The 23336-nt window shown below is 45.7% G+C and carries 29 protein-coding genes; 24 read left to right on the top strand and 5 right to left on the bottom strand.

Going from position 1 to position 23336, the window contains the following annotated elements:
* Positions 1–5 precede the first annotated feature (5 nt).
* Complete coding sequence (locus MKX50_RS24805) at positions 6–722, top strand: response regulator transcription factor (RefSeq protein ID WP_055106833.1); 717 nt, start codon at positions 6–8, stop codon at positions 720–722.
* Positions 723–947: 225 nt separating this feature from the next.
* Here the strand turns inward: MKX50_RS24805 and MKX50_RS24800 are convergent, their stop codons facing one another.
* Positions 948–1505 carry a TetR/AcrR family transcriptional regulator gene (locus tag MKX50_RS24800; protein WP_339158049.1) on the bottom strand — a complete coding sequence of 186 codons (558 nt, stop codon included), beginning with the start codon at positions 1503–1505 and terminating at the stop codon, positions 948–950.
* A gap of 135 nt (positions 1506–1640) precedes the next feature.
* Here MKX50_RS24800 and MKX50_RS24795 point away from each other — a divergent pair, with 135 nt between their 5' ends.
* The 5 genes from MKX50_RS24795 to MKX50_RS24775 all read left to right on the top strand — a co-directional run bounded on the left by MKX50_RS24795 (position 1641) and on the right by MKX50_RS24775 (position 5323).
* Complete coding sequence (locus tag MKX50_RS24795) at positions 1641–2894, top strand: acyl-CoA dehydrogenase family protein (RefSeq protein WP_213591642.1); 1254 nt, start codon at positions 1641–1643, stop codon at positions 2892–2894.
* The gene (locus MKX50_RS24790) at positions 2891–3505 is read left to right on the top strand and encodes a hypothetical protein (protein WP_339158048.1); all 615 of its coding nucleotides are present in this window, start codon (positions 2891–2893) and stop codon (positions 3503–3505) included. The genes MKX50_RS24795 and MKX50_RS24790 overlap by 4 nt, the downstream gene beginning before the upstream one ends.
* A gap of 125 nt (positions 3506–3630) precedes the next feature.
* Positions 3631–4443 (top strand): AraC family transcriptional regulator, encoded by an 813-nt coding sequence (locus MKX50_RS24785; RefSeq protein WP_244996448.1) that lies wholly within the window; start codon positions 3631–3633, stop codon positions 4441–4443.
* 105 nt (positions 4444–4548) lie between these two features.
* A complete protein-coding gene (locus tag MKX50_RS24780) occupies positions 4549–4983 on the top strand; it encodes a MerR family transcriptional regulator (RefSeq protein WP_339158047.1) in 435 nt (144 codons plus the stop codon).
* Positions 4973–5323, top strand: coding sequence for a DUF4260 domain-containing protein (locus MKX50_RS24775; RefSeq protein WP_339158046.1), 351 nt, complete (start codon positions 4973–4975; stop codon positions 5321–5323). Before MKX50_RS24780 ends, MKX50_RS24775 begins: the two co-directional genes overlap by 11 nt.
* A 71-nt stretch (positions 5324–5394) precedes the next feature.
* Here the strand turns inward: MKX50_RS24775 and MKX50_RS24770 are convergent, their stop codons facing one another.
* Entirely contained in the window at positions 5395–5796 is a 402-nt protein-coding gene (locus MKX50_RS24770; protein ID WP_213591636.1) for a VOC family protein, read from the bottom strand.
* 290 nt (positions 5797–6086) lie between these two features.
* Positions 6087–7049 (bottom strand): NAD(P)-dependent alcohol dehydrogenase, encoded by a 963-nt coding sequence (locus MKX50_RS24765; RefSeq protein WP_339158045.1) that lies wholly within the window; start codon positions 7047–7049, stop codon positions 6087–6089.
* A 121-nt stretch (positions 7050–7170) separates the two neighbouring features.
* On the opposite strand from MKX50_RS24765, the gene MKX50_RS24760 reads away from it, so the two are divergent.
* Entirely contained in the window at positions 7171–7755 is a 585-nt protein-coding gene (locus MKX50_RS24760; RefSeq protein WP_339160254.1) for a Crp/Fnr family transcriptional regulator, read from the top strand.
* A 288-nt stretch (positions 7756–8043) separates the two neighbouring features.
* On the opposite strand, the gene MKX50_RS24755 is transcribed toward MKX50_RS24760, so the two are convergent.
* Entirely contained in the window at positions 8044–8385 is a 342-nt protein-coding gene (locus MKX50_RS24755; RefSeq protein WP_213591630.1) for a helix-turn-helix domain-containing protein, read from the bottom strand.
* 105 nt (positions 8386–8490) lie between these two features.
* On the opposite strand from MKX50_RS24755, the gene MKX50_RS24750 reads away from it, so the two are divergent.
* From MKX50_RS24750 to MKX50_RS24735, 4 genes are all read left to right on the top strand, one after another.
* On the top strand, positions 8491–8883 hold the full coding sequence (locus MKX50_RS24750) for a RidA family protein (protein ID WP_339160253.1): 393 nt from the start codon (positions 8491–8493) through the stop codon (positions 8881–8883).
* 60 nt (positions 8884–8943) lie between these two features.
* Positions 8944–9885: a VanZ family protein gene (locus MKX50_RS24745; protein ID WP_339158044.1), complete on the top strand. Its 942-nt coding sequence runs from the start codon at positions 8944–8946 to the stop codon at positions 9883–9885.
* Positions 9886–10783: 898 nt separating this feature from the next.
* The gene (locus MKX50_RS24740) at positions 10784–11854 is read left to right on the top strand and encodes a phosphotransferase (protein WP_339160251.1); all 1071 of its coding nucleotides are present in this window, start codon (positions 10784–10786) and stop codon (positions 11852–11854) included.
* Between the two features lie 155 nt (positions 11855–12009).
* Complete coding sequence (locus MKX50_RS24735; RefSeq protein WP_155613141.1) at positions 12010–12606, top strand: uracil-DNA glycosylase; 597 nt, start codon at positions 12010–12012, stop codon at positions 12604–12606.
* A gap of 485 nt (positions 12607–13091) precedes the next feature.
* On the opposite strand, the gene MKX50_RS24730 is transcribed toward MKX50_RS24735, so the two are convergent.
* On the bottom strand, positions 13092–13385 hold the full coding sequence (locus MKX50_RS24730; RefSeq protein WP_155613076.1) for a hypothetical protein: 294 nt from the start codon (positions 13383–13385) through the stop codon (positions 13092–13094).
* 100 nt (positions 13386–13485) lie between these two features.
* On the opposite strand from MKX50_RS24730, the gene MKX50_RS24725 reads away from it, so the two are divergent.
* From MKX50_RS24725 to MKX50_RS24665, 13 genes are all read left to right on the top strand, one after another.
* Positions 13486–13644, top strand: coding sequence for a hypothetical protein (locus tag MKX50_RS24725; RefSeq protein ID WP_339158043.1), 159 nt, complete (start codon positions 13486–13488; stop codon positions 13642–13644).
* A gap of 284 nt (positions 13645–13928) precedes the next feature.
* Positions 13929–14096, top strand: a complete 168-nt coding sequence (locus tag MKX50_RS24720; protein WP_339158042.1) for a hypothetical protein — start codon at positions 13929–13931, stop codon at positions 14094–14096.
* A 367-nt stretch (positions 14097–14463) separates the two neighbouring features.
* Positions 14464–16080 carry a hypothetical protein gene (locus MKX50_RS24715; protein WP_339158041.1) on the top strand — a complete coding sequence of 539 codons (1617 nt, stop codon included), beginning with the start codon at positions 14464–14466 and terminating at the stop codon, positions 16078–16080.
* Positions 16081–16083: 3 nt separating this feature from the next.
* Positions 16084–16833 carry an ABC transporter ATP-binding protein gene (locus MKX50_RS24710; protein WP_155613079.1) on the top strand — a complete coding sequence of 250 codons (750 nt, stop codon included), beginning with the start codon at positions 16084–16086 and terminating at the stop codon, positions 16831–16833.
* Between the two features lie 2 nt (positions 16834–16835).
* Entirely contained in the window at positions 16836–16988 is a 153-nt protein-coding gene (locus MKX50_RS24705; RefSeq protein ID WP_155613080.1) for a hypothetical protein, read from the top strand.
* Positions 16989–17037: 49 nt separating this feature from the next.
* Entirely contained in the window at positions 17038–17244 is a 207-nt protein-coding gene (locus MKX50_RS24700; RefSeq protein ID WP_230873959.1) for a circular bacteriocin, circularin A/uberolysin family, read from the top strand.
* A gap of 74 nt (positions 17245–17318) precedes the next feature.
* Complete coding sequence (locus tag MKX50_RS24695) at positions 17319–17834, top strand: stage II sporulation protein M (protein WP_339158040.1); 516 nt, start codon at positions 17319–17321, stop codon at positions 17832–17834.
* A gap of 19 nt (positions 17835–17853) precedes the next feature.
* Positions 17854–18564, top strand: a complete 711-nt coding sequence (locus MKX50_RS24690) for a YIP1 family protein (protein ID WP_155613082.1) — start codon at positions 17854–17856, stop codon at positions 18562–18564.
* Positions 18565–18622: 58 nt separating this feature from the next.
* Entirely contained in the window at positions 18623–19699 is a 1077-nt protein-coding gene (locus tag MKX50_RS24685) for an efflux RND transporter periplasmic adaptor subunit (RefSeq protein WP_339158039.1), read from the top strand.
* Positions 19692–20369: an ABC transporter ATP-binding protein gene (locus MKX50_RS24680; protein WP_155613084.1), complete on the top strand. Its 678-nt coding sequence runs from the start codon at positions 19692–19694 to the stop codon at positions 20367–20369. The genes MKX50_RS24685 and MKX50_RS24680 overlap by 8 nt, the downstream gene beginning before the upstream one ends.
* Positions 20369–21577 (top strand): ABC transporter permease, encoded by a 1209-nt coding sequence (locus MKX50_RS24675; RefSeq protein ID WP_339158038.1) that lies wholly within the window; start codon positions 20369–20371, stop codon positions 21575–21577. The genes MKX50_RS24680 and MKX50_RS24675 overlap by 1 nt, the downstream gene beginning before the upstream one ends.
* A 195-nt stretch (positions 21578–21772) precedes the next feature.
* Complete coding sequence (locus MKX50_RS24670) at positions 21773–22732, top strand: sigma-70 family RNA polymerase sigma factor (protein ID WP_339158037.1); 960 nt, start codon at positions 21773–21775, stop codon at positions 22730–22732.
* A gap of 65 nt (positions 22733–22797) precedes the next feature.
* Positions 22798–23223 (top strand): SRPBCC family protein, encoded by a 426-nt coding sequence (locus MKX50_RS24665; RefSeq protein ID WP_339158036.1) that lies wholly within the window; start codon positions 22798–22800, stop codon positions 23221–23223.
* Positions 23224–23336 lie beyond the last annotated feature (113 nt).

The raw sequence follows: 23336 nt of genomic DNA, 5'->3' as shown, positions 1-23336 counted from the left end.
GTGAGATGTCGAAGCGGAAGGTGTTAATTGTCGAGGATGACCAAGCGATCGCGGAGTTAGAGCGGGACTACCTCGAAGTGCATGGTTATGAGGTTACCCTTCGGGCAGACGGCAACGAGGCGCTCAAGGAAGCGCTGGAGCAAGAATACGACCTGATCATTCTGGACGTCATGCTGCCTGGTATGGACGGCTTTGATCTGTTGCGGCGGATCCGGGAAACGAAGTTTATTCCGGTACTGATGGTCTCCGCCCGCAAGGAGGATATCGACAAGATCAGGGGATTGGGGTTAGGCGCGGATGATTACGTGACCAAGCCGTTCAGCCCATCAGAGCTTGTTGCGCGGGTGCGGGCACATCTCGAACGGTATGACCGTTTGACAGGGGTTGCGGTTGGCGCCGGTGCTCTGCCAATCCGGAAGCCGCGCGAGCTGAACATCCACGGACTTGTAATTCAGGTCGATGCCAGGCGGGTGACGCTGCATGGGAAGGAAGTCTCGCTCACGGCAAAAGAGTTTGATCTGCTGCTCTTCCTCGCGGAGAACCCGGATCGGGTATACTCCAAGGATGCGCTGCTGGATAAGGTTTGGGGGATCGAGAACTTCGGCGATTCCGCCACGGTTACGGTCCATGTCGGAAAGATTCGTGACAAGATCCAGAAAGATCCGTCGCAGCACCAGTTTATTGAGACGGTATGGGGCGCGGGATACCGGTTTAAGGTTTAATGTGGTGGAAGGTAAAGACGTTTTCAAGAGACGGTTAGGATAAGGGATAGAAAGATGAGGTCCAGTTGGCTTTTTTTGAAGCTAATGAGGACCTTTTATTATTCGAAACTATGCGGCCCGTCCTTTCAGAAGCAAATCTTTCTTAATTGGTCCTGATGCTCCACCGGCTGGTATCGGTGCAAGCTGCGATGAGCGGATCACAATAGTCACTCCTCAGTTAAGAGGTTATTCTGCGAATCTCTCTTCTGAAAAAATATTCATTTTTGAAAATAGTTCCTCGTGATCGATAGGCACGTTGCTATCAATCCACCAAGTGACCACACCAAGCACGGCTCCGATGTAGGCCTCTATTTTAATTTGCATGTCGATGGAAATTTCATCCATCGCGTTATGCTGGGCCAAGTATTCCTTGATGCCCCTCCCCATTTCTTTTCGCAACAGACTCCTCAAGGAATCCCTCTCTTCCGCTAGAAGAATGGAAAACAATTTTTTATGTTTCTTGGCTAAAGAGAATAATTCCCTGAAATTTTCGGATGGAGAAAAGGAGGCATCAACAAAGCCCTTAAATTCTTCCTCCGCAATTTGTTTCATCGCACGTGAAAGCAAATCGAATTTATCCTGAAAATGCGTGTAGAACGTAGTTCGATGTACCATCGCCAGATCACAGATCTGCTTCACTGTGATATTCTCAAACGGGTGTTTGTCCATTAACTCTAACAGAGCAGTGTATAAAAGCTTACGCGTTCTTTTAACTCGAAGGTCTTCGGTTGTTTTATGGTCCATGACAGATTCCTCTCCCTGTATCGTTTCTCGACATATCCCTGATTTTATCGGTTGTGGTAGTTAATTATACATTATACTATTTATTCTACAAATACACTTTAAATGTACATGTGTATAATTAAGGAGTGGATATTAATGGCCAATTTAAGTACAGAATGTCAGCTCACTGATCTTGAACAGCAATTGCTAGACCGGGCTGCCGAGTTAGTTCCCTATCTGCAGAAGTTCGGTACGATGATTGATGAAGAACGGCATATTCCTGAAGAAGTGATTCAAAAAATTTCAGATGCAGGGCTGTTTAAGCTGGGCACACCGAAAGAGTACGGGGGTCATGAGGTTGGTATCCGCGCTATGGTCGAGATTGTATCCGAGGTGGCTAAGGGGAATGGTTCTGTTGGCTGGGTCGTACAAATCATCAACGGAAATAACTATAATGCAGCACTATCCTTACCTCCGGGCGTATTAGATTCGATCTATAATACGGTAGAGGAGATCCGCTTTTGTTCTGTCTTGCTGGCACAAAAAGCGGTTGTGAAGAAAGTAGACGGAGGATATTTGGTAGAGGAAGGCTTGTGGAGGTTCGGTTCAGGTTCAAAGCATGCCACCCATGCCTTGTTGAACTTGAAGGACGTAAAGTCCATGCAAGAAAGCAAAGCTGTAGAGATGATGCTGGCCGTTGTGCCGATGAGTGAAGTGACGATTGTTGACGATTGGTATACGATGAGTTTAAAAGGATCCGCAAGCAATAGTCTGGAAATCAAAAATGTGTTCATCCCCGACAAATATGTAGTTACCCATCAGGAAGGTTCGTTGCCTGCCCAGTTGCAGGGGCGTGACAGATACAGACCTTACGGACAGCTAATCATTATCATCACGACAGGAATAAGCGCGATCCTCGGACTCGCCAGGGGGGCTGTCGAGTATTTTGTTGAACGAGCACCTCACAAGGGAATTGCAATGACGGTTCATACTTCTCAAGCGGCAGTGGGTCATATTCAATATAAAGTAGGACTTGCTGCGATGAAGGTCGAATCCGCGCATCTTCATATCAGTCGAACGATTGACCAATTGGAGCGTCACGTGCAAAACACAGAACCGTTTAGTTTAAAGGAAATGGCACAGCTGCAGACAGATATGACCTATGCAGCCATGCTGTGCTGGGAAGCCGTAGATCTGCTAATGGCAGAGAGCGGAGGGAGTGTCATTGCCGACTCGAATCGCTTGTCTCAAATCTTCCGGGATATTCGAGGCGGTTCCAATCATGCGCTGACTACCGCATCGACGGGACTAGAGCTATATGGCAGAGTATTGATGGGTTTGCCTCCACAGCATCTCATGACAATAGGTGCAGCATCTGTTTTAAATGGGGCAAGGGGGAGGGTCACATGACTCTTTCACCCTCTCTCCGTAAGCTTGTACTCGCTATACATGTAATTACTACCATGGGATGGCTCGGCTCTGCAGCCGCTTATATCCCCCTAGCCGCCTATCTCCTAAACAATCAAGATGCCGATACGATACGATCTGCTATTCAAATGATGTCCATGGTTGTTAATTTTATTGTGGTCCCTGTGGCTTTTGCCTCGCTGCTCACCGGAGTTGCGTTATCCCTTGGCACCAGGTGGGGATTGTTCCGTCATTATTGGATCTCTTTTAAGCTTTTGTTTACTGTAATAGCCCTGTTTATGTTGGTCGCATACTTAGTAGAGCTCAACCATGCAGCTTCCATAGCATCAAAAAGTACATTGTCGAGCACCGACCTAAGTATTTTGAAGGATTCCATTCACATCGTACACCCAAGTGGAGGGCTGTTAGTCGTGCTTGTGGCAACAATCTTGTCGGTATACAAACCAAAAGGTATGACTAAGTATGGATGGCGTAAGCAGCAGGAAATTAAAAACAGTACCGAGCGTTATACAACACCAGTTTGGATCAAAATTCTGGGGTCCGCGGTAATCCTTTTGCTTCTGCTAATCGTTGCTTTAATCCCTTTCAATTAGCGATTCTATTAGAAGGCAGGCGTCACAAGAGCGGAAGTCACGATCTGGGTACAACTATTGTCGATGAGGTCCGATCTGGGTTAAAATATGGAAAAGTTGAGGAATTTTCAAAACGGGGTGTCGGCGTGGAGAAAGAGGGAACAGACCAATATTCAGAAATCGACGAAGTCATTGCCTATATTCACAAGCATATTGACGAACCGCTTCAGCTTTCGCATCTGGCCGACATTGCGTCATACAGCCCGTATCATTTTACGCGCATCTTCAAAGAGAAGATCGGGCTTCCGCCCTTGTATTATGTCTCGGCTCTCCGATTGCAGAAGGCCAAAGACCTGCTGCTGCAGACGAACTTGACCATTCGCGATATCGGACTCGAGATCGGGCAGCAGAGCCTTGGCACATTCACTACCCGGTTTACTGAGCGGGTAGGCGTTACGCCGTCCGAGTTTCGCCGTTCAGCGCAAGAAGCAGATGCGCACTTCAAATCGCTGCGAAATCTGAGCGACTGGGAAACGATGTCTTCTGTTCTACTTCCCGGCAACTCCACGATAGAAGGAAGAATCTATTCGGCAGTTCCGTTTGACGGCTTCATCCTCATTGGCTTGTTTGCCAAACCGATCCCTGAGGGACTCCCCTTATACGGGACACTGCTTCCTTCATTGGGGCGCTTTCGTTTTGCGGATGTCCGGCCGGGCACTTATTATTTAATGGCAACTTCCGTCTCTTGGGAGATGCGGGCGAAGGATTTTCTACTGCCGCATACTACCTTGCGAACCCGATCGCACGCGCCGATTGTCGTTGGGCCTCATACGCCTGTCCGTCACCAGGAAGTTATGCTTCATCCTGCCAAGCAAGATGATCCCCCAATTCTGGTATCTTTGCCTTTGCTAATGCAGAACTTTCTCCATCTCAAGAATTCATCCTGGCAGCGGAAATAGAGTTTATGGCACCCGTTTGGGTGCTTTTTTTGGTCGGGCATTTCCCCTCTATTGACCCTGGACTTTACTCCAATGTTATTATTTTACTGGAAGGGGGGGTAACAATTGAAAATCAAGGATTTTGCTAACAAGTATCAAGTTCAAACCGACACCATTCGTTATTATGAGAAAGAGAACTTATTGAATCCAATAAGACGAGAGAATGGTTACCGGGAATATGATGAAGCATGTGAAAAACAACTTCAGATTATCATCGTATTAAAGCAATTGGGTTTTACTATAAAAGAAATCCAACAATTACTGGTTTTACGAACCGATTCCGTATCAACAGAATGTAACGATGCCGCAGCAATGTTAATGAATCAAAAAATAATGAAGCTTGAGGAGAAGGTTCAGTTTTACCAGCATGCATTAAAGGTAGTACAAACCGTGAAGGAACTTGTAAATGAAGTGAGATATTTAGAAAATAAAGACGTTATTGAAACATTGTTGCTTAGTTTCTATGAACATACTCTTAAGGAGCGATCTGATGACGAATAAACAAATAGTTCTGATTGAAAACGGAGTTGCCTTTGCACTTTCTTTTTTAATTTACATGCATCTGCATTTTCCAATTTGGTTGTTCTTCGTACTTTTATTCTCTCCTGATATTACAATGATTGGTTACGCCATAAATAAAAAAATAGGTGCGATGGTTTATAACCTCGGACACACGTTTACTTTTCCCCTGCTTTTAGCCTTAGGTTACTTATATTTTTCGCAAGACTACCTCCTTATTGGATCTATCGTCTGGATCGCTCATATATGTATGGATAGAGCCATAGGTGCTGGATTGAAGTATCAGGACTCATTTAAAAATACACATATACAAAGGCTTTAGTTCGGCTTTGAAAAATATAAAAAGGTCAGCCTGATGGCCAACCTGTGTAATAGGGGAGTCGCCCTATAAGTCTAGTTCTGTTTAACCTCGTTGGAAATCATCCACAGCACGCCGAATTTGTCCTCAAGCTGTCCGTGGAGAGCGCCCCAGAAAGCAGGTTCTAGAGGGTGCTTCACCTTGCCGCCTTCCGAGAGCTTCGTGAAAGCTTCACGGGCTTCGTCCTCCGTTGCGAATTCGAGTGACAGGTTGATATTGTTTCCAGTCTGAATCGGTTCGAAAGCGTCAGTCATGAAGAAATTAACTCCGCCCGCCACGAGGCTCAGGTGAACGACTTTATCCTTAATGGCGTCATTCGAATCGGGCAGCTGTCCGTATGTCATGATGGAAAGAACCTCTCCTCCTAGCGCATTCGTGTAAAACTCAGCTTGCGATCTTGCATCCTCGGATAAAATGTAGGTTGTGTGTTTGGCCATTGTTCGTACATCCTTTCTTCGTCATATTTGAATATTAATAAACTCAGTATAGCATCCGATCCACAAGTGGATTTCTTCTGGATTGCTACGATTTCGCATCTGGTCATTCAGTTAAATTTCAATACGACGACGAAGTAAGTCAGATTAAGAATAAATTAGGGGGCGTAGAGGAATTTGGTAAGGCGGCAGCGATGTCCGTGTCAAACTTATACCTGGACGGTAACAAGTTGATCATTTGCCGGGAATAGATAATTTAACGCAAGCTTCTGAACGATAAGGGACGTTTGATTTTAGAAATGAATGATGACGTTCCCTTTTTTGCGTTCGGTCTCTACATATTTGTGGGCATCTGGCAGACGCACCAAAGGATATCGACGATCAATCACGGCGTTCAGCGTTCCGTGGTTGGCGAGTTCCATGAGAAACGTCAGATTCGCTTTGTTCTGCATAAGCCCGGCTGTTGCAAAAACAGCCCGTTTGCCTTTAAAAAGGGATGTCCACATCATTTGCAGGAGGATAGACAACCTGGGTGCGGTCGTCAGATAAATTCCCTTGGCGGTGAGCACGCGCTTGCATGCTGAGAAGGAACATTTGCCTACAGCATCAAAAATGACATCATAGGCTTTGTCCGCCTTCGTGAAATCTTCCCGGGTATAATCAATAACAAAGTCTGCCCCTTCTTTTCTTACCAGACTTTCATTGCCGCCAGAGCAAACACCGGTTACTTCAGCGCCATAGTATTTGGCCAATTGCACCGCATAGATTCCGACGGCCCCTGAGGCGCCATTGATCAGCACTTTCTGTCCTTCCTGCAATCCCGCCTTATCCCTTAGAAACGTCAATGCGGTGGCGCCTCCGTCACAGACCGCGACAGCTTCTTCAAAGGTGAGGGTGTCCGGTATAACCGCAAGAGGGCTCTCTTCGGAAAGACACTTGTATTCGGCATAAGCACCGAAGGTTTTAACGCTCATCCCCAAGACACGGTCCCCTGGCTTAAAATGCAGTACTTCCTTGCCGACGGCATCGATCACTCCCGCTAACTCGCATCCTCCAATGGCATATTTCGGCCGGGACCATCCATAAATCAATTTAATCATCGACGGATCGCCCTTGCGAAAAGCGCAATCCGACGGCCCTACTGACACCGCCTGGATACGTATGCGAATTTCTTTGTCTCCAGGCAACGGTTCTGCGATGTCTTGCAAAACAATAACTTCCGGTGGACCATATGAGTTCTGAACCATCGCTTTCATGGGTGTTCCCCTCCTAACGGGAATTTTAAATGCTTCTTTGCAAGGCCCTTTACAATAACCTCCAAACGTTAGAATATGAATAAGTGAAGTGACGGAAGAGAAGGAGCTGAAGGGCACGGCAATGAAAGATATTTTATATAAATACATGTCGAGATGGACTTCTCTTAACGAGGAAGATCAGCAAGCGATAATGAACGAAATTTGTACGGAGGAATTTACAAAAGGAACCGTTCTCTTTCACCAAGGAGATATCCCTACAGCATGCTATTTCATCTTGAAAGGCTGCGTAAGGCAGTATTCGCTCGATGAAGGGGGTAGAGAGGTCACGTCCAATTTTTACACCGAGGAGCAAGCCATCGCGATTTTCAATTATCACAAACCTGACAAGTCTTCCGACTACACTTTCGTGTGTGTAGAAGATTCGGTCATGGTCGTTGGCGATTTGGATAAGGAACAGGACATGTACAACAAGCATCCTCAATTGGAATTAATGACCCGCAGGATGATAGAGGAGAACTTCAATCAGGTCCAAGAGGAATTCGCTGCCTTTATCGCTTCTTCGCCTGAAGAACGCGTCAAGACACTTCTTATGAAACGCCCTACTCTGATCGACCGGGTACCCCAACATCAACTGGCTAGTTATCTCGGCATTACGCCGGAGTCACTAAGCAGAATTAAGAAAAGAATCTACAAGAATCACCGCTGATCCGGTGACCCTATGATTCGAATATTTATGAAAACACCCCCTAAGTTCAAGTAATGACTACATTGTAACTAGGGGGATGGTTTCGTGCATTGACTTAAGTCAAGTTTCATTGTTGGTCTGGAGTAGGAGAGAAGTTGCCGAGTGCTTTGGAACAGATCGAACATAACCCCTCTGGGTGAGGCAGCTCTGCGCATGGCGCATGTTCAAAGTGAAACCAAACATACCAGGGGAGAACTAGAGAAATAAATTTGGAAATAAGGCGAGCTGTTACCAAAAGAGGAAGCAGATTCAAGGGTGTTGGTTTTTTGCCCCCCACTCACATAGACCTTCCAAAATAGGCAGCAGTGTCTTCGCTTTCTCTGTGAGACGGTACTCGACTTTTGGAGGAATTTGGGGATACTCTTTCCGCTCGACCATACCATCTCTCTCTAATTCTTTGAGTTGTGAACTCAGTATTTTATAAGTAATAGCCCCAATCTGTCTCTTCAGATCATTAAAACGAACCGGTTCGTTTTCTGCCAAGAGGTAAATAATCACCAACTTCCATTTTCCTCCAATAACTGATAATGTATATCCGAACGGAGTATCCTGAATATCTTTAACTTTACCTTTGTATTCCGTCATTCCCATGTTTACACTATCCTTTCTGATAGTACCTATCCATAAAGTGCATACTACTTTTTTAGTTGTCTCCATTTTATACTAATCGTACTTTAAGCTAAAGGAGTGTACAAAATAATGATGGCTAGAACTTATAATCACGGTGTTGCATGGGAAGAAGGCAGCGGCATCTCCCAAGGTTATTCCGTCAACGGCACGATTTACATTTCGGGGCAATTCTCCCACGATATGCAGAGCACATTGGTCGGTGCGGGAGATATCGAGGCGCAGACTAGGCAGACGCTAGAGAATCTTGATCGCGTACTGGAAGGATTTGGGGCAGCGAAGTCTAACCTCGCTTATGTTGAAATCTATCTGACCAATGTGAAAGAACATTTTGAACCGTGCATTCAGCTGTTTAAACAATATATGGGGCAGCATCGGCCCGCCGGCAGTCTTATTGGCGTCACATCGCTGGCGTTCCCTGAGCAGTTGATTGAAATCAGTGCCATCGCCCATATGGACTGATGATAATGATGCCGAAACATACAGGCATGTTGCCCCAGGAATGATAAGAGAGGTCTTCATATGTTAATAGGAAAAGCTCGAACCGCAACGATTATCGCACTAACTGCTTATACCGCACTTATGTTATATTTCCTGTATTTCGGCTTTGACCGGATCAATAGCGTCCACGACGGGGCGAATAGGTATAATCTGATCCCGGACGGCATTCGGCTATCTTTACCAACGGGTAACGTGACCTGGTTTTGGTTTTATAACTTTGCGAATTTTGCGGCGTTCCTGCCTTATGGGATGTTCGTTCCGCGGTTGGTATCGGTCCGGTTTCTCCGGTTTTTAGGGTTGTTTCTCGTTACGATTTCGATTCTTGAAGCATTGCAATGGGCGACCGGGCTGGGAAGCTTCGATATTGACGACATTCTCACAAATGTGCTAGGGGGTGTCGTCGGGTATATGGCGCAGAGATGGGTGCCTCGCACGAAGGATACCTTGAAGGGCATAGGGATGATCCTCGCCGCGGCGGCTCTGTTCACGCTTGGAACGATCATCGCAGTCCAGGGGATAAATCATTGGATTGCGAAGGCAACGAGCGTCGAGGCAGGCAGAGAGGTCGGGATCGACAGTCTTCCGGTGAAGGAAGGCTTGATCTCCTGGGATCCCAGCCCCGCTGGATTTGAAGTCGGGGGCCATGAAATGGAGCCTCAGGTGAATTTGTTGAGCAGAGAGACGGGATCAACGAGTGTAACGTACGCGTTGGATGGGAAGTATTTGACCTTCACCGGTAACATGGGCGTTCCGGACGACATCCCTCAGGGTGAAAGTACGGTGATCATCGCCGTGGACGGCGAGGTCAGCGAGAGCACCGTCAGCAGCGAAAACGCCAGTTATTTTGAAATGGACGTGTATGGGGCGAAAGAGCTGACCATAACGATCAGGAATGAAAACGATAAGCCAAATACGAATGTCGTGCTATGGGATATGATTCTCACGGAAATAAAGAATCGATAACGAGATAAACCTTATTATAAACAAGGGCAAGTTACATACCGGTAGCTTGCCGTTACAGATAGCGCAGAAAACTGTATTGAGTTACGCTATTAGTTGCTAAGCGAAGAGAGCCGTTATTTATACAGCCGTTAGGCTTCAATTTCGAAGTAAGAATTCGTGTTCATAAATCGCATGAATCCTTTCCAAAACGTTCTGTGCTTGTTCTTTAAATTTTAATTCCACAACCTGACCCTTTTGAGCAGAAACACATCCGTCTACTAACTAACGGTTGCCATGACCGTTAATCCGCCGAATTTTTACTTTTTAAGAATCTAACGGTTGTAGATGTTGCTATTCTAACGTTTTTAATATATTGAGGTGAATTCGGCATAAATAACGTGGATTACAACCGTTAGAATATCGAAGTGCTCATTTTTGACGGATTAACAGCTGTGGGAACTGTTAGATCGCAAGCTCATGGAGATATAGCTGTATGGAGAAAGCAGGATATCAGGGGGATGGAAAATGATATCTATATTCCGACTAAGTTTGCATTACATAACCGCTTCGGTGTGCCGTGTCATAAGGAGAGCTATTGAATCGCTATTATCGTTTCGATTAGAGCATTTTCACCTGCAGTCACTTGATGTATTGAAATAATAGGTTTTGCGCCTTGCATAGGGTATTTACCGTAATCGGTGGCTAATCATGCGCCCCAAGGTATGCGGGTGCACGTGGCTGATATGGTGATTGTTCAGTGAATAACGTTTAATTATATTTAAAGTTTCCATAGAATTTAATGGAATTTTTGGGTAAAGTGAAAGGAAGTAGTTAAAAGGAGGATGTTTCAATGCTAAATAAGGTGATCATCATTCAATGCGGGAAGTGGTCGCGAAAATTTTGACTGGAGGAGATATTTATAAATCATTGCGAAGTTGTTAAAATCAGTGATGCCTATTTACTTTCATTAGTAACAGAGCTGTACGGATTGGAAGGTTATGAATTTCAGCTGATACCGGCACATGACGGAGGACGGAACGTCGTATATACCTGTGAGAAAGAGGGTGACGACGCAATACTCCGAATTGCTTTCTTGCCTGACAGGAGCCGGGGGGATTTTCTGGCCGAAGTGGAATATGTCAGGTATTTGTTCGAGCATGGCGGAAGTGTCTCGGATGTTGTCAGCTCTTTGAAGGGGAATTTGCTGGAAGAGATCACCCATAATAATCATACCTTCTTTATCTGTCTGTTTAAGAAAGCAAGGGGAAAATTGCTCGTAGAAAATCATTATCAGTATCGGGAAGGCGTTCCAATTACCGAGTATTACTACAATTGTGGTAAAGTCCTGGGGAAACTGCATCAGATATCGAAAGGATACCAACCTGTTCATCGCCGGTCTAGTTTTTTTGACAAGTACAATGCTGACTATATCGAGAAACTGATCCCCGGCTCGCTACCATTGCTGAAGGAGAAGCTGTTAGAGCTCCTAGAAGCCTTAGATGGGTTGGACAGGAACCTCGAATCCTTTGGTATGGTCCATTTTGATTACAACGATGGGAATTATTCGATAGATTTTGATACAGGTCAGATAACGGTATACGATTTCGATAATTCATGTTACTGCTGGTATATGTTTGACCTAGCGGGTCTTTGGACACACGGAGTGGGCTGGATACAATTTGAACCAGATGCCGATAAACGAAAAAAGTTCATGGATGATTATTTTGAAACCGTCCTTGCGGGATACAGAACTGAGACAAGTATCGAGTGTTCAATGCTAGAAAAATTACCCCTATTTATCCAAGTATCCCTTATGGAGAGTATTATCGATGCGTTCGAGGTTATGCGGAACAATGGCGAAGAGCCGGAGTGTGATGAAGACTTGTCATATCGCATAAAATGCCTGGAAGATGATATTCCCTACATGGGTTTTTTCCATGAAATTTACTCGTGTGAAGAACCCTTTGAGTATGAGGTACGGACGATTTAGTTTTATAAAAAGGCCATCCTGAAACAGGATGGCCTTAAAATTTGCTGTTACAGCCTTGGGGAGGGGGAACCGTACCATAAGGAATGGAAAGTTTTTGCTGCGGGCGGGCATAATAGATCCATGGTGTGTGATAGGAAGGAGCTATATGACAAGTGATGGATCATCCCTTTGTAATCTTACCTGAAGAACAAGCGCCCAAAGGTATAGAGCACTGTGAATTGTGCGAACTATCCAAGCAGCGGAATCGTCTCATCTGGGGTGAAGGAAATCCGAGAGCTTCGCTTATGATGATTCTGGATAATCCCGGAGCCCGGGAGGATCGGCAAGGAAATTCATTTCTGTGTGGTACCCGAGAAACGCTCCAACTCGGCATGAGAGAGGCAGGGATAGAAGTAAATGAGGTTTATGTCACCTATTTGCTAAAACGCCGACCGATGCGTGCCTATAATAAACCTGACACTAGAGCCGCGTGTCTTCCTCATTTAGAGATGCAGATCTTTCAGAAGCAGCCGCTTGTACTATTTGGATTTGGAAATGTCGTGGTGGAAGGCTTATTCCCGGATAAGGAGAGTGCCAGTGTTAAGGAATTACGAGGCAGTTGGCAGGAGTTTCAGGGTACGCCTATCAGCTTCACCTATCACCCGCTGGCAGTAAGAAGACGACCCAATCTACTAAGGTTCTTCGTAGAAGATTTAAAGGCTTTGAAGGAGAAGTGGAATGAGATTCAACACGTCCGGAAAACCAGCACATAAAATTAAACAAAGATTAAACTTGAGTGCGCCTTAAAGCGAACCTAAGGATGTTAAGATTGCGGTTGAGGTGATGAAAATGAACGTTAAAAAACGGAACTGGGCAGGGTATATGGCGTTCATCTGAGGGTTATTATATGCACTTCCGCACTTTTGGTGGGGTTTGGGAATTTCTTTTGGCTTCCCGGGAAATTTTGCAAAGGTGCCAGACGAATTATTAACACGACTCATTGGTTATTGGTTTATGGGAGGATTTAGATTTGGACTGTAATTCGATGTTTGATGGTAGCTTGAAACGTCTAGAGCAAAAACCATCCCACATTGAGGAAGCAAGATCATTTGATGATATGTATATTGTTTATACTAGTCGATGAAAACAGTATTTCATTTAAAAAGAGAAATGTAGCTGAATTAGAGAGTAGATTCGATTATTAAATTAGAAAAATAAGAGAGAGCCTCTATAAGCTCTCTCAGATGAAATATTTATATTATTTAATCCAAACTGTCCACCAATGTGTATCTGTAGTCAAATTGTCATCAATGAATGAAAAATAATAGGTGGAGCCTTGGTATTGAATACTGGTTCCATTAAAATCGCTTCTTTTATAATCTTTTTTTGGATAAGGAATGCCAACCGCGTTACATGTTGGGCAGTAACCGCCTAACTGTACCACTCCTTTGGTACTGCTATTTTGTGTGGTTGCCTGTTCAGCAGATACAGGGATGACTAACAGAGAAGCAGTAAGAATAGTTGCAGAAATAGCTGAGAAGATTTTTTTCATAGAATCATCTCCTTATATTTTAATTCAATGGTTATATTACCATAATACCAATATAGAGTAAATAAAACTATTTATTAACAAATAAACCAAGGAGACTATTATGGAACAAGAGCAATTTGTTCATATTTATGACCAGAGAGAAATAATTTGCTCAGAAACAGGAAAAAAAGAAGTTGCTGAAATGTGTGAAGATGAGGGTGGATATATGTGGGAAAATGTACTGGATGTGGTTGTCATATATGGGTATAGCTGCTTTTAGTTTAGCGTTTTCTTCTATTGATCCAAAAATTAAGGCTATCGGAATTTTAATAGGTTTGACATTTGTCTATATCACAATAATGATCAATATGTATTTTTCAATTATCAATGCCAGAAACAGATAAAAAAGAATTAAAACGGTTTTATCTGTTTTCTCCTTCTCGGTCTGCATGGGTTTCTCGTTCAACGAACAATCATTATTCGGCCATTAATACGGCTGAAAAGCTGGGTTTTGTAAATGGGGGTGAAACAGGTGAGCGACTATCTTACAGAACAAATTGAGAGATGGCGATCGGACGTGTCGTTTCCGCTCCCTCTTTTGCAGAACAGGATGCAAGCCCGATGGCGGCATGGGGATATGTGTGGTATGCACTGTTCCTTGTCTGGGGAATTTCGCTTGGCTTTGCTGCCTATTTCGAGGTAAAATCCAAATCACTTAGACTTCGTGGATAGATAGGATTATACAACGTTATACCTAAAAGAGGTGAATGTCTTGAGGCATTCGCTAAAATGGGGTGGTACCATGTGAGCCGCTCTCGTCCCTTTAAGGATGAGGGTTTTTTGTTGTCCAAAATGAGGGGGAAATCTCCTACCCCAGAACGAAGAAGCTGGTGAGATTATATGGGTATATTGTAGAAATTTGGTACATTCATCCTATGTAATAATATTCCATATTAAGATATATTTATATGCAAACGATGCCTGGGGCCACAACGTAAGGGGGTGGTGACACATTCCATATTTAACTCGATGGCTCAAATGGAGATTGTATATTCGTTGGAGGAACGAGTGGAGAAGCAGAGCACGGTTATTCTTCCTGATGCTCCTATGGGAACTCATTAAAATGGTTGCCTACTTTTGGGGAACCGCATTCCTGACAAGCAAATATATGAACCCGAATGAAGGCGGCATCGATCATCTGCATTTGATATGGGCGATAGTTAGTTTCCTAATGATCGCGGTCTCCACTTTGAGCGGGATTAAATCGGCAAAGTGGGAACTCAATACGCAAGATGACTTCTTATTGCAGAATGTGTGGTTCTCAGAGCAGATCAAACATTTGCTCCTTCGCCTTGAGCATATTCTATGGGATGCCAAACAGTGGATTTCATTCTTGCTTCCGGTACTGGCCGCCATTGTATGGACAACGCGCATTCCACCTCTCCATGCCATTTGGATTCTTGCCTTGTCGTTTCTGGTATTTACAATTCTCACTCAGGGAATTGCAGCGTTATATTCCGGAATCCTTAAGACAAGAGACCGGAGTCGGGCTGCACTCGTTGGAACGATGGCCGGGGCAATCATCGCCCGAACGGTTATCGTGGCGCTCTGCACCATAGCTGGAAGAATCGCGGCTCCATGGGTAAATACCTTCCCTCTCATTCAGAGAGAATTGGATGTGCAAGCTTTGGAGACATGGCAGCGGGAAGGCTCGAAACTGTTCATGGAGGAAGTTCAGCATGTTTTGCGCTTTCTGCTGGAAAGTTGGTGGCCTCATGTTGCATTGGCCGATCTGTTTATGCTCCAAGCATCCGGTTGGCTGATTCTTTGGGCGATTGTATTCGGCGGTGCTATTACTGGGACAAGACTAAACGCTTTCTCACGCCGAAATCGGCAAATAGCATTCAACAAAATATTGGAAACCTTGTATGGAAAGTTGCATTCGATTGTACCGGCGAAGGACGCAGGATTGTTATCCGCGCGAATCAAAGTACTTTGCCGTAGCAGTTATACTCTTAGAAATCTCCAGGCTCTATTCGGCGGCATAGGATTCTGGATCCTGATCGGCATATTCTCCGGGATGCTGAGCAGAGTCAATGTTGACAAGATTGAATACGCTGTCTTGAGCTTTATGTCGTTCATGATTATGTACTTCTTATCGTTCGAGTTATATAGCTCTCTATCAGGCAAGATTTCACTAGAAGCAAGCGGCGAACGTATCATCCTTGACCTCATGGCAGAGAGAACGCTCTGGAATGAATTGCAGCAGCAGTGGAGCATTCACAAGCTGCTCGCTTGGCCCATCTTTGCATTTGGACAGTTGGTGGTTATTTTGCTATCGGGGAAGTTCTCGATACTACTCCTGCTGCTCCTGCCGGTCCAGGCCATCTATGTTTGGTGCTTTACGTTAATCTGCCATATCCCTAGTGTAATCCACCCAAGATTTGATTATTTGAACCCGGAACAAATTCAAGATTATCCCGAAAAGGAAGTTATCAGGGGGATCACGCACTATATTGTACTCGGGGTCATTCTCCCTGTCGCGCTGTTGCCGTTAATCCTATACATGGCGGACTATATTGAGTTCTCCTGGTTCATTAGCCTGCAATACATCGTAATTCCCGGTCTTATGTTCGGAGTTGCGGCAATTGGTTTGCGTTTGATGAAGGCCAAATTGCACCGTTGGATTGACATCAACGATCTTCATTTGAAGTAGGCGGTGATTTTCATAGCAACAATTTTATCCTTATCCAAGATTTCCAAACGGGCGGAGGAGAAGATCATACTTTCGGATGTTAGCTTCGATATCCTCCCCGGGTCGATTATTGGTTTCTTAGGTCCGAATGGAGCAGGGAAGACTACAACATTGAAGATTGCTGCGGGTCTTGTAAAGCCAACCTCCGGGGAGGTTCTCGTTAGGGGCGTTTCCTTAACCGAACAAAGAAAAGTCGCGAAGCAAATGATGACGTTCATTCCCGATAACCCGTTATTATACGATGAATTAACCGGCAAAGAGTACATTCGCTTCTTTATGGACTTGTTCGCGGTGGATGTTCCTGCCAAGAAGGTGGAGGACGAGATCGAACGTTTCCGATTTCAAACGGAGTACAATAAGCAGATACTCCACTACTCGTTAGGAAACCGCAAGAAACTCGCATTGCTATGCGCAATGCTGCGGCGCTCCCCACTCCTGCTGCTGGACGAGTATATCTCGGGCTTAGATCCTGTGAACTCTATTCTTATTCGGGAGATATTACGCGAATACGTAAAGGGCGGGAACTCGATTCTTCTCTCTACGCATCAGTTGGATATTGTAAAGTCGTTCTGCGATGGGGCGATTTTTATAAACGAAGGAAGTATCGTGGACCGGCGAACGCTGCCCGAGATTTTGCAAGACAACGATTCGATCGAATCGTACTTCTTGTCCCAGCTGCAATCGAGCGAGACTGCGCAAAAAGGAATTAGGTGAATATGAAACCATCAAAAAATCTTATGCGCATCATGGTTATTTTGTTCGGAGCCCCTCCGCTTCTGTATCATTTGTACTTTGGGAACTGGCTTCTAACGGCTGTTGTTACGGTAAGTCTTGGCATGATGCTTGTCTTAATCGGTTTCAAAAAGTGAAGCGAGCCCTTGTACGAAACTAGGGCTGCTGGAAAGGAGGTGATAAATTATGCTGGAGCTTATCATTGCTGATTTGACTGCATACACAGGCATTTCCACAGCCTGGGCTACGGTCATCGTCAACGCGATTAATGTTGGTTCTACGGTCATTGCCCTTGCATCCATTTTTGCAAGCGCAGGTCTTAGTGCAGGTCTCATTCTAGTTGTAAAAGAGTTCGTCAAGAAGAACGGTACCAAGGCAGCTATCGCCTGGTAAATACGTTAGCTTTCATCTATGGGATAAGGGGTGCCACCCTTATCCCATTCACCTAAATTAAGGGATGGAAATATATGCGAAATTACCTTCACCGCAATCGGTGGTTTCTTTTGGCTTCGGCAGGCTGGCTTCTATTTTCGTATTTCGCCGGATGGGCTTTCGTAAGTGGAATGTCTAACGAGATTGGGCCTTCCTCTGTGGTCTCCCGGCAAATCGATCATTTGGACAATAGCGTGCTCCCTATATTGTTCCAGAATCTGTTTACAAGCGCTTTGTTGATTTCTGGCTTGTTTTCCTTGTCACTCCCGACGATCATCATCCTGTTTCTCAACGGGTTCTGGTTTGGGGCAAGCTTGACCAGCCGTTATATGGATGGAGTCTCCGCGTTCGAGCTAGCTCTGAAGATCGTCCCGCACGGCATATTTGAAATCCCGGCATTAATTATTGCCGGATTCGTAGGATTTCAAGGGATTACCTTCTATATTCATAAGCACCGTCCATGGGTGTATTACCTTAAGAGCATCCTTGTGATGTGCTCACTGTTAATCTGTGCGGCGCTTGTGGAAGGATTGATCACATCAAAGTTATAAAAATGGAGGTGAAGTTCCAATGGAGAACGGTCAATTAGTTGTTGTGAATACGAATCAGAAGCAGACGAAGCTCTCTCATCTCCTTACGATTCTTTATGCACCTACGAATACTTTTCGTGCGCTTGGTCAGTCTCCGAAGCTTAGATGGCTAATTTTTATTCTGTTGACAGCCCATATCGGGATCACGTTTTTCGTTTCCGAAGGCTTACTAGAGACTAGCGAAATGCAAGGGCTTCTGAATCAAAATGATGTGCAAATGCCAGCGGCCGTGTTAAATTTGATTAAGTTTTTGATTGTTTTGTTCTCATCGCTATGGTATTTTTTTATGCTGTTTATCGTGTACTTATTACAACTTGCGGTGGTCAAATTTATGAAGCTGCCACTCGGAGGAAAGGCGCTTGGCGCAATCATCCTGTTATCCCAAGTTCCTCAAATCATCGGAAAAATCCTGCAATTTCCCTTCTTTAACCCAGACCAGCTCCAGAACGAGGAAGCGCAAATTGCTATCGGCAGCCTTGGCCTCCTTGTATCGCAATTCACGACAGACGGCACGCTTATTCGATTGGCTGCGAATGTGAATATCTTCGAAATATGGAGCTATGCATTAATCGGATTAGGCATCTCTGTAGCCACAGCATGTTCCATCAAGAAGGGATTCCTAGCCTCCTTTGTCATCTGGGCTCTTGTATTCGTTCTGAACACGGCAGTCATTTTCCTGCTGCCTCGATAATCCGTGGTGAATCGAAATGAAAATAAAATGGATACTCGCATCGGCAATCATACTTTTTTTGCTAATCAATACTTACTTAATCATAACCCGGGAAGCTCCGCGTAATACGATTATTTCCAATAATAACATTTTTACTGTTTCCAGCCAATCCCTTTCAGAGACGACATTGATTTCAGGCGTTTTTGAATATGAGGAGGAGGAGCTAATTTACGTTGACAAGACGTTGGGGGAAATCCAGAACATCCTTGTCTCGGAAGGACAATCCGTTAAGATCGGTACCCCCCTATTCGAATATAACAGCGAATCAATTGCGAAACAAAAGAGACAGATTGAGCTAGAGAGGAGACGACTACATCTGCAAACCGAGATGAACCGTCGTCAGATTTCTGAAATGGAAGCACAGTTCAAGGAGGAAGTTATAGCGAAAGGACCTGACGAGGCAAAAAGCTATAACATTGGCCAGCTTCAGGATCTGCAATTGCAGGTGGAACTCTCAGAGGTTGAACTGAAAACGTTAGAGATGGATCTGGAAGAACTGGATGCGAAGGAATCGTCCCTGCTCGTAAAAAGTTCGATTGACGGCACCGTTAGGGCCGTGAACGCTCACCCACGCTCATCCGACGCTCCCCCAGTCGTACATATCACCTCAGATAGTTACGTCATACGCGGTACGATTAACGAATTCGATTCCGTTCGCGTTCGTCCCGGCCAATCCGTATGGATCAAGTCGAAGGCTCTGCCGGATCACAAATGGAATGGAAAACTGCAGCATATCGGAAGCATCCCGTACAAGCCGGAGAGCGGCGAATCAGGAACAATCTCAAAATACCCCTTTATCGTAACTTTGGAGGAGCCGAACTCCTCTTTATTACCCGGGTACCATGTGTATATTGGGATTGAGGAGACCGGGCTGCAACAGCCTCTTTCAATTCCAAGCTCCGCAATCGTCCGGAAAGAAGACAAGACTCATGTCTACGTCCTGGAAGGTGATAGCATAAGATTGCGAGAGGTGACAACAGGAAATGTTAATGGAGAGCATATCGATATCGTCGACGGCATACTTGAAGGCGATCGTATCCTTCTCGAGCCCTCCAATCATTGGGACGAAGAAGAGGAAGTTGAGATTCATGATTAATTTCCACAATGTCAGCAAAATTTATCATGTCGACGAGCGGCACTTCCATGTCCTCAAGGATGTCAGCTTTTCAATTGGCAAGGGCGAATTCGTAGCGATCATGGGAATGTCAGGTTCAGGAAAATCAACATTACTGCATTTGATGGGGTTATTGGATAAACCGACATCGGGAACTTACAAGTTAAACCAGATTGATGTTCAACAGTATACCGATAAGCAACGCGCGAAGCTCCGGAACGCACATATCGGATTTGTATTCCAGCAGTTTCACTTGCTTCCCCGGCTTACGGCATTCCAGAATATCGAGCTCCCGCTTATCTACAGAGGCGATTCTGCTTCTTCGCGGGCGCGGATAGTAACCAAAGCGCTGGAAGCCGTCGGACTGATCGAACGGAAGGACCATTATCCTAACCAATTATCCGGCGGCCAGAAGCAACGAATTGCCATCGCTAGGGCAATGGTTACGGAACCGTACCTGGTGTTAGCGGACGAACCGACGGGGGCGTTGGATACCAAGACTGGAGAACAAATTATGGATTTGTTTCGGGTCATGAACGATGTCGGGACATCGGTTATCGTCGTGACACACGAACTGGCCATCGCGGAATGCGCAGATCGCATTTTGGTCATTAGAGACGGAGCATTGGTTGAAGATCGGGGGTTACGCTAATGGTCTGGGAATGTATCAAAATGGCTTATTCCTCCCTGCTGGCTCACAAGCTTCGCTCTTTACTCACCATGCTTGGCATTATGATTGGTGTCGGTTCAGTTATTACGATCGTATCCCTTGGTCAAAGTGGAGATGCCGCATTAAAGAAGCAGTTTGCAGGCAGCAAGAATAACACATTGGAAATTATGCATATGAACACGGATGCCGTCGTCGGCACTGCCGCCTCCGCCTCCGCTGCAATATCCCCGTTCACCGAAGCCGATGTCTTCGAGCTTGAGCGAATCGAATCCATCGTCAAGGTCACTCCAACTAGCTCCGCGATGTCCTCAGTCACGGCAGGGGATACCATCAAGCAGATGCAGATCATCGGCGTCTCGGAACAATTCGAGGAGCTTCAATCCATCGAGATCGTCGCCGGGAGAACTATGACCAACAACGAATTGCGGGGCGGCCTGAAAGCGGCATTAATCAGCGAGGAAGCAGCGCGCTCTTTCGGGCAGGAGAAAAATTCCGTCGGCGAAATCATTGAAATAGAAGGAATTCCATTCTTTATTATCGGTATGTTCGCGTCTAAACAAAACGGGCTGGCGGAGTTAAGTAAAGAGAGCCTCCTCGTGCCGCAAACCGTATGGCCTTCATTGTTCGGTAACGGAGACTATCAATCTTTGATTATCCAAGTCTCGGACCTGTCTCTGTTGGAAGAGACCGGCCAGAAAGCCTTGGATTATTTTACGCAGAAGGCGGTCAGTACAGGGCTGCCTGGCGAGTATTACGTATTAAATATGGAGCAGATCAAAGAGGCGCTTTCTTCCATTACAACGATCATGACGGCCATCATCGGCGGAATTGCCGCTATTTCTCTATTTATCGGAGGGATCGGGGTGATGAATATTATGCTAGTCTCCGTTACAGAACGGACAAGGGAGATCGGCATCCGCAAAGCGCTAGGGGCGACCCGAGGCATGGTGTTGGCGCAATTTCTCACTGAATCTGCTGCGCTTACGACCATTGGCGGAATGATTGGCGTGGGGCTTGGATTAGGCGGAGCATATACCGTCGCGATGATCAGTAATATGCCCCCGGTTGTCTCGTGGCAGGTGATCCTCCTCGGCGTTCTCTTCTCCATGAGCATCGGCATATTCTTTGGCCTGCTTCCCGCCTACCAAGCGGCGAAGTGGGAACCGGTGGATTCCTTGCGTTACGAGTAATTACTTCCGGTAATCAGCTATTCTTGATTCAAGCAGCCATTCGAACAAACTGTTGCGCGGCGGATACTTAAGGTATCCGCTTTTTTGTGTAGCGGCGTGATGAATCCATCCCCAAACGAAGGATGATCACCGAACGTTCCTGTGTTAAACTATGACAAAATGCACACTATTTCCCCCGTCCAAAGGAGGTTTAATATGACCGAGACGGCGTTGGACCTGCAATTACTAGAGAGCTTGAAGCCGGGGCTAACATCGTATTGCTACCGAATGTTGGGTTCTATCGAGGACGCAGACGATGCAGTCCAGGAAACCTACATCCGTGTTTGGCAAAGCTGGGATTCATTCAGGCAGGAGTCGTCCCACAAAACATGGATTTATCGAATTGCCTCCAATTTGTGCCTGGACAAACTGAGACAAGCCAAACGCCGTACCCTGCCCGTTGATCTGTCCGATCCGGCGGTCACCATCGTCGAACCGCGCGAAACGCTGCCCGACTCTTCATGGATATGGCTTGCTCCTGACTTTGGAGAGAATCCCGAAGATGTGCTTATTCGCAAAGATACCCTGCAGATCTGCTTCATCGCACTTTTACAAACCTTACCGCCGCGCCAACGTGCCGTTCTTATATTAAAGGATGTTTTCGACTGGTCCTCCAAACAGATCGCAGAAACCTTGGGGATGTCGCCGGCGGCCGTGAATAGCGCTTTGCAAAGAGCCAGGGAGACGATGAGCCGTACCCGGCTCCGTTCCGACGAGCTCAGCCGGATGGATAATGAACCTGATCGTGAGCTGCTGTCACGGTATGTGGATGCCTTCGAACAATTTGATATCGATGCGCTGGTCGCACTATTTCATGAGGAGGGCTGTTTGTCCATGCCGCCTTTTGCTATGTGGGTGCGAGGGAAGGATGATTTGTGCAAGTTTTTCTCATTGACTCGCTGGCATTGCGAGGGCTCCCGCTTTATACCGGTTACGGTGAACGGCGGATATCCTGCTTTTGCGCAGTATATACCGAGCCTTGAAGCATCATCTGTGCTCACCCCTTGGGGAATTCACGTGATTGAAGTCAGAGACCGGAAAATACTCCATGTCCAAATTTTTATTAACGCCAAATTATTTTCCCGATTTGGGCTGCCGGAGCAAATTCACCGATGAATTTTGACTTCGAATGACGTCTATATCATAGAGAAACAAAAAACAAAAGTGAGGTGTCTTTCAAAATGGGAACAAATAATCCGACGAAAGTAACTGTTCAGACAGTTGTTCAAGCGCCTATTGAAAAGGTATGGGGCTGTTGGACGGGGCCGGAGCATATTACGAAGTGGAATCAAGCTTCCGAGGATTGGCATGCGCCGAGGGCAGAGAATGATTTACGGGCTGGCGGCAAGTTTATGACCCGAATGGAAGCGAAGGATGGCAGCATGGGGTTTGATTTTGCTGGAGTATATGACGAAGTGAAGCCGCATGAATGGATCTCATATACGATGGCAGATGGGAGAAGGGTCGAGATCACCTTCACGGATCAAGGCGGCGAAACGAAGGTCGTTGAAACGTTTGATGCAGAGAGTACGCATCCAGTTGAGTTCCAGCAAGCAGGCTGGCAAGCGATTATGGACAATTTCAAAAAGTACACGGAACAATTCTAGCATAACTCCTGGTGTCCAATTTGGCGCTTAGGTTGTGGTCAAACTCCGTACAGAACAATGCGCTGCCTGAAGGGGACTTTTGCTTGCGTAGCAAAAGTCTCCTTCGCATATAA

Source organism: Paenibacillus sp. FSL W8-0186 (genome assembly GCF_037969765.1).
Lineage (GTDB): Bacteria > Bacillota > Bacilli > Paenibacillales > Paenibacillaceae > Fontibacillus > Fontibacillus woosongensis.
The sequence above is the reverse complement of the archived record's forward strand: the minus strand, read 5'-3'. Positions and strand labels throughout refer to the sequence as shown.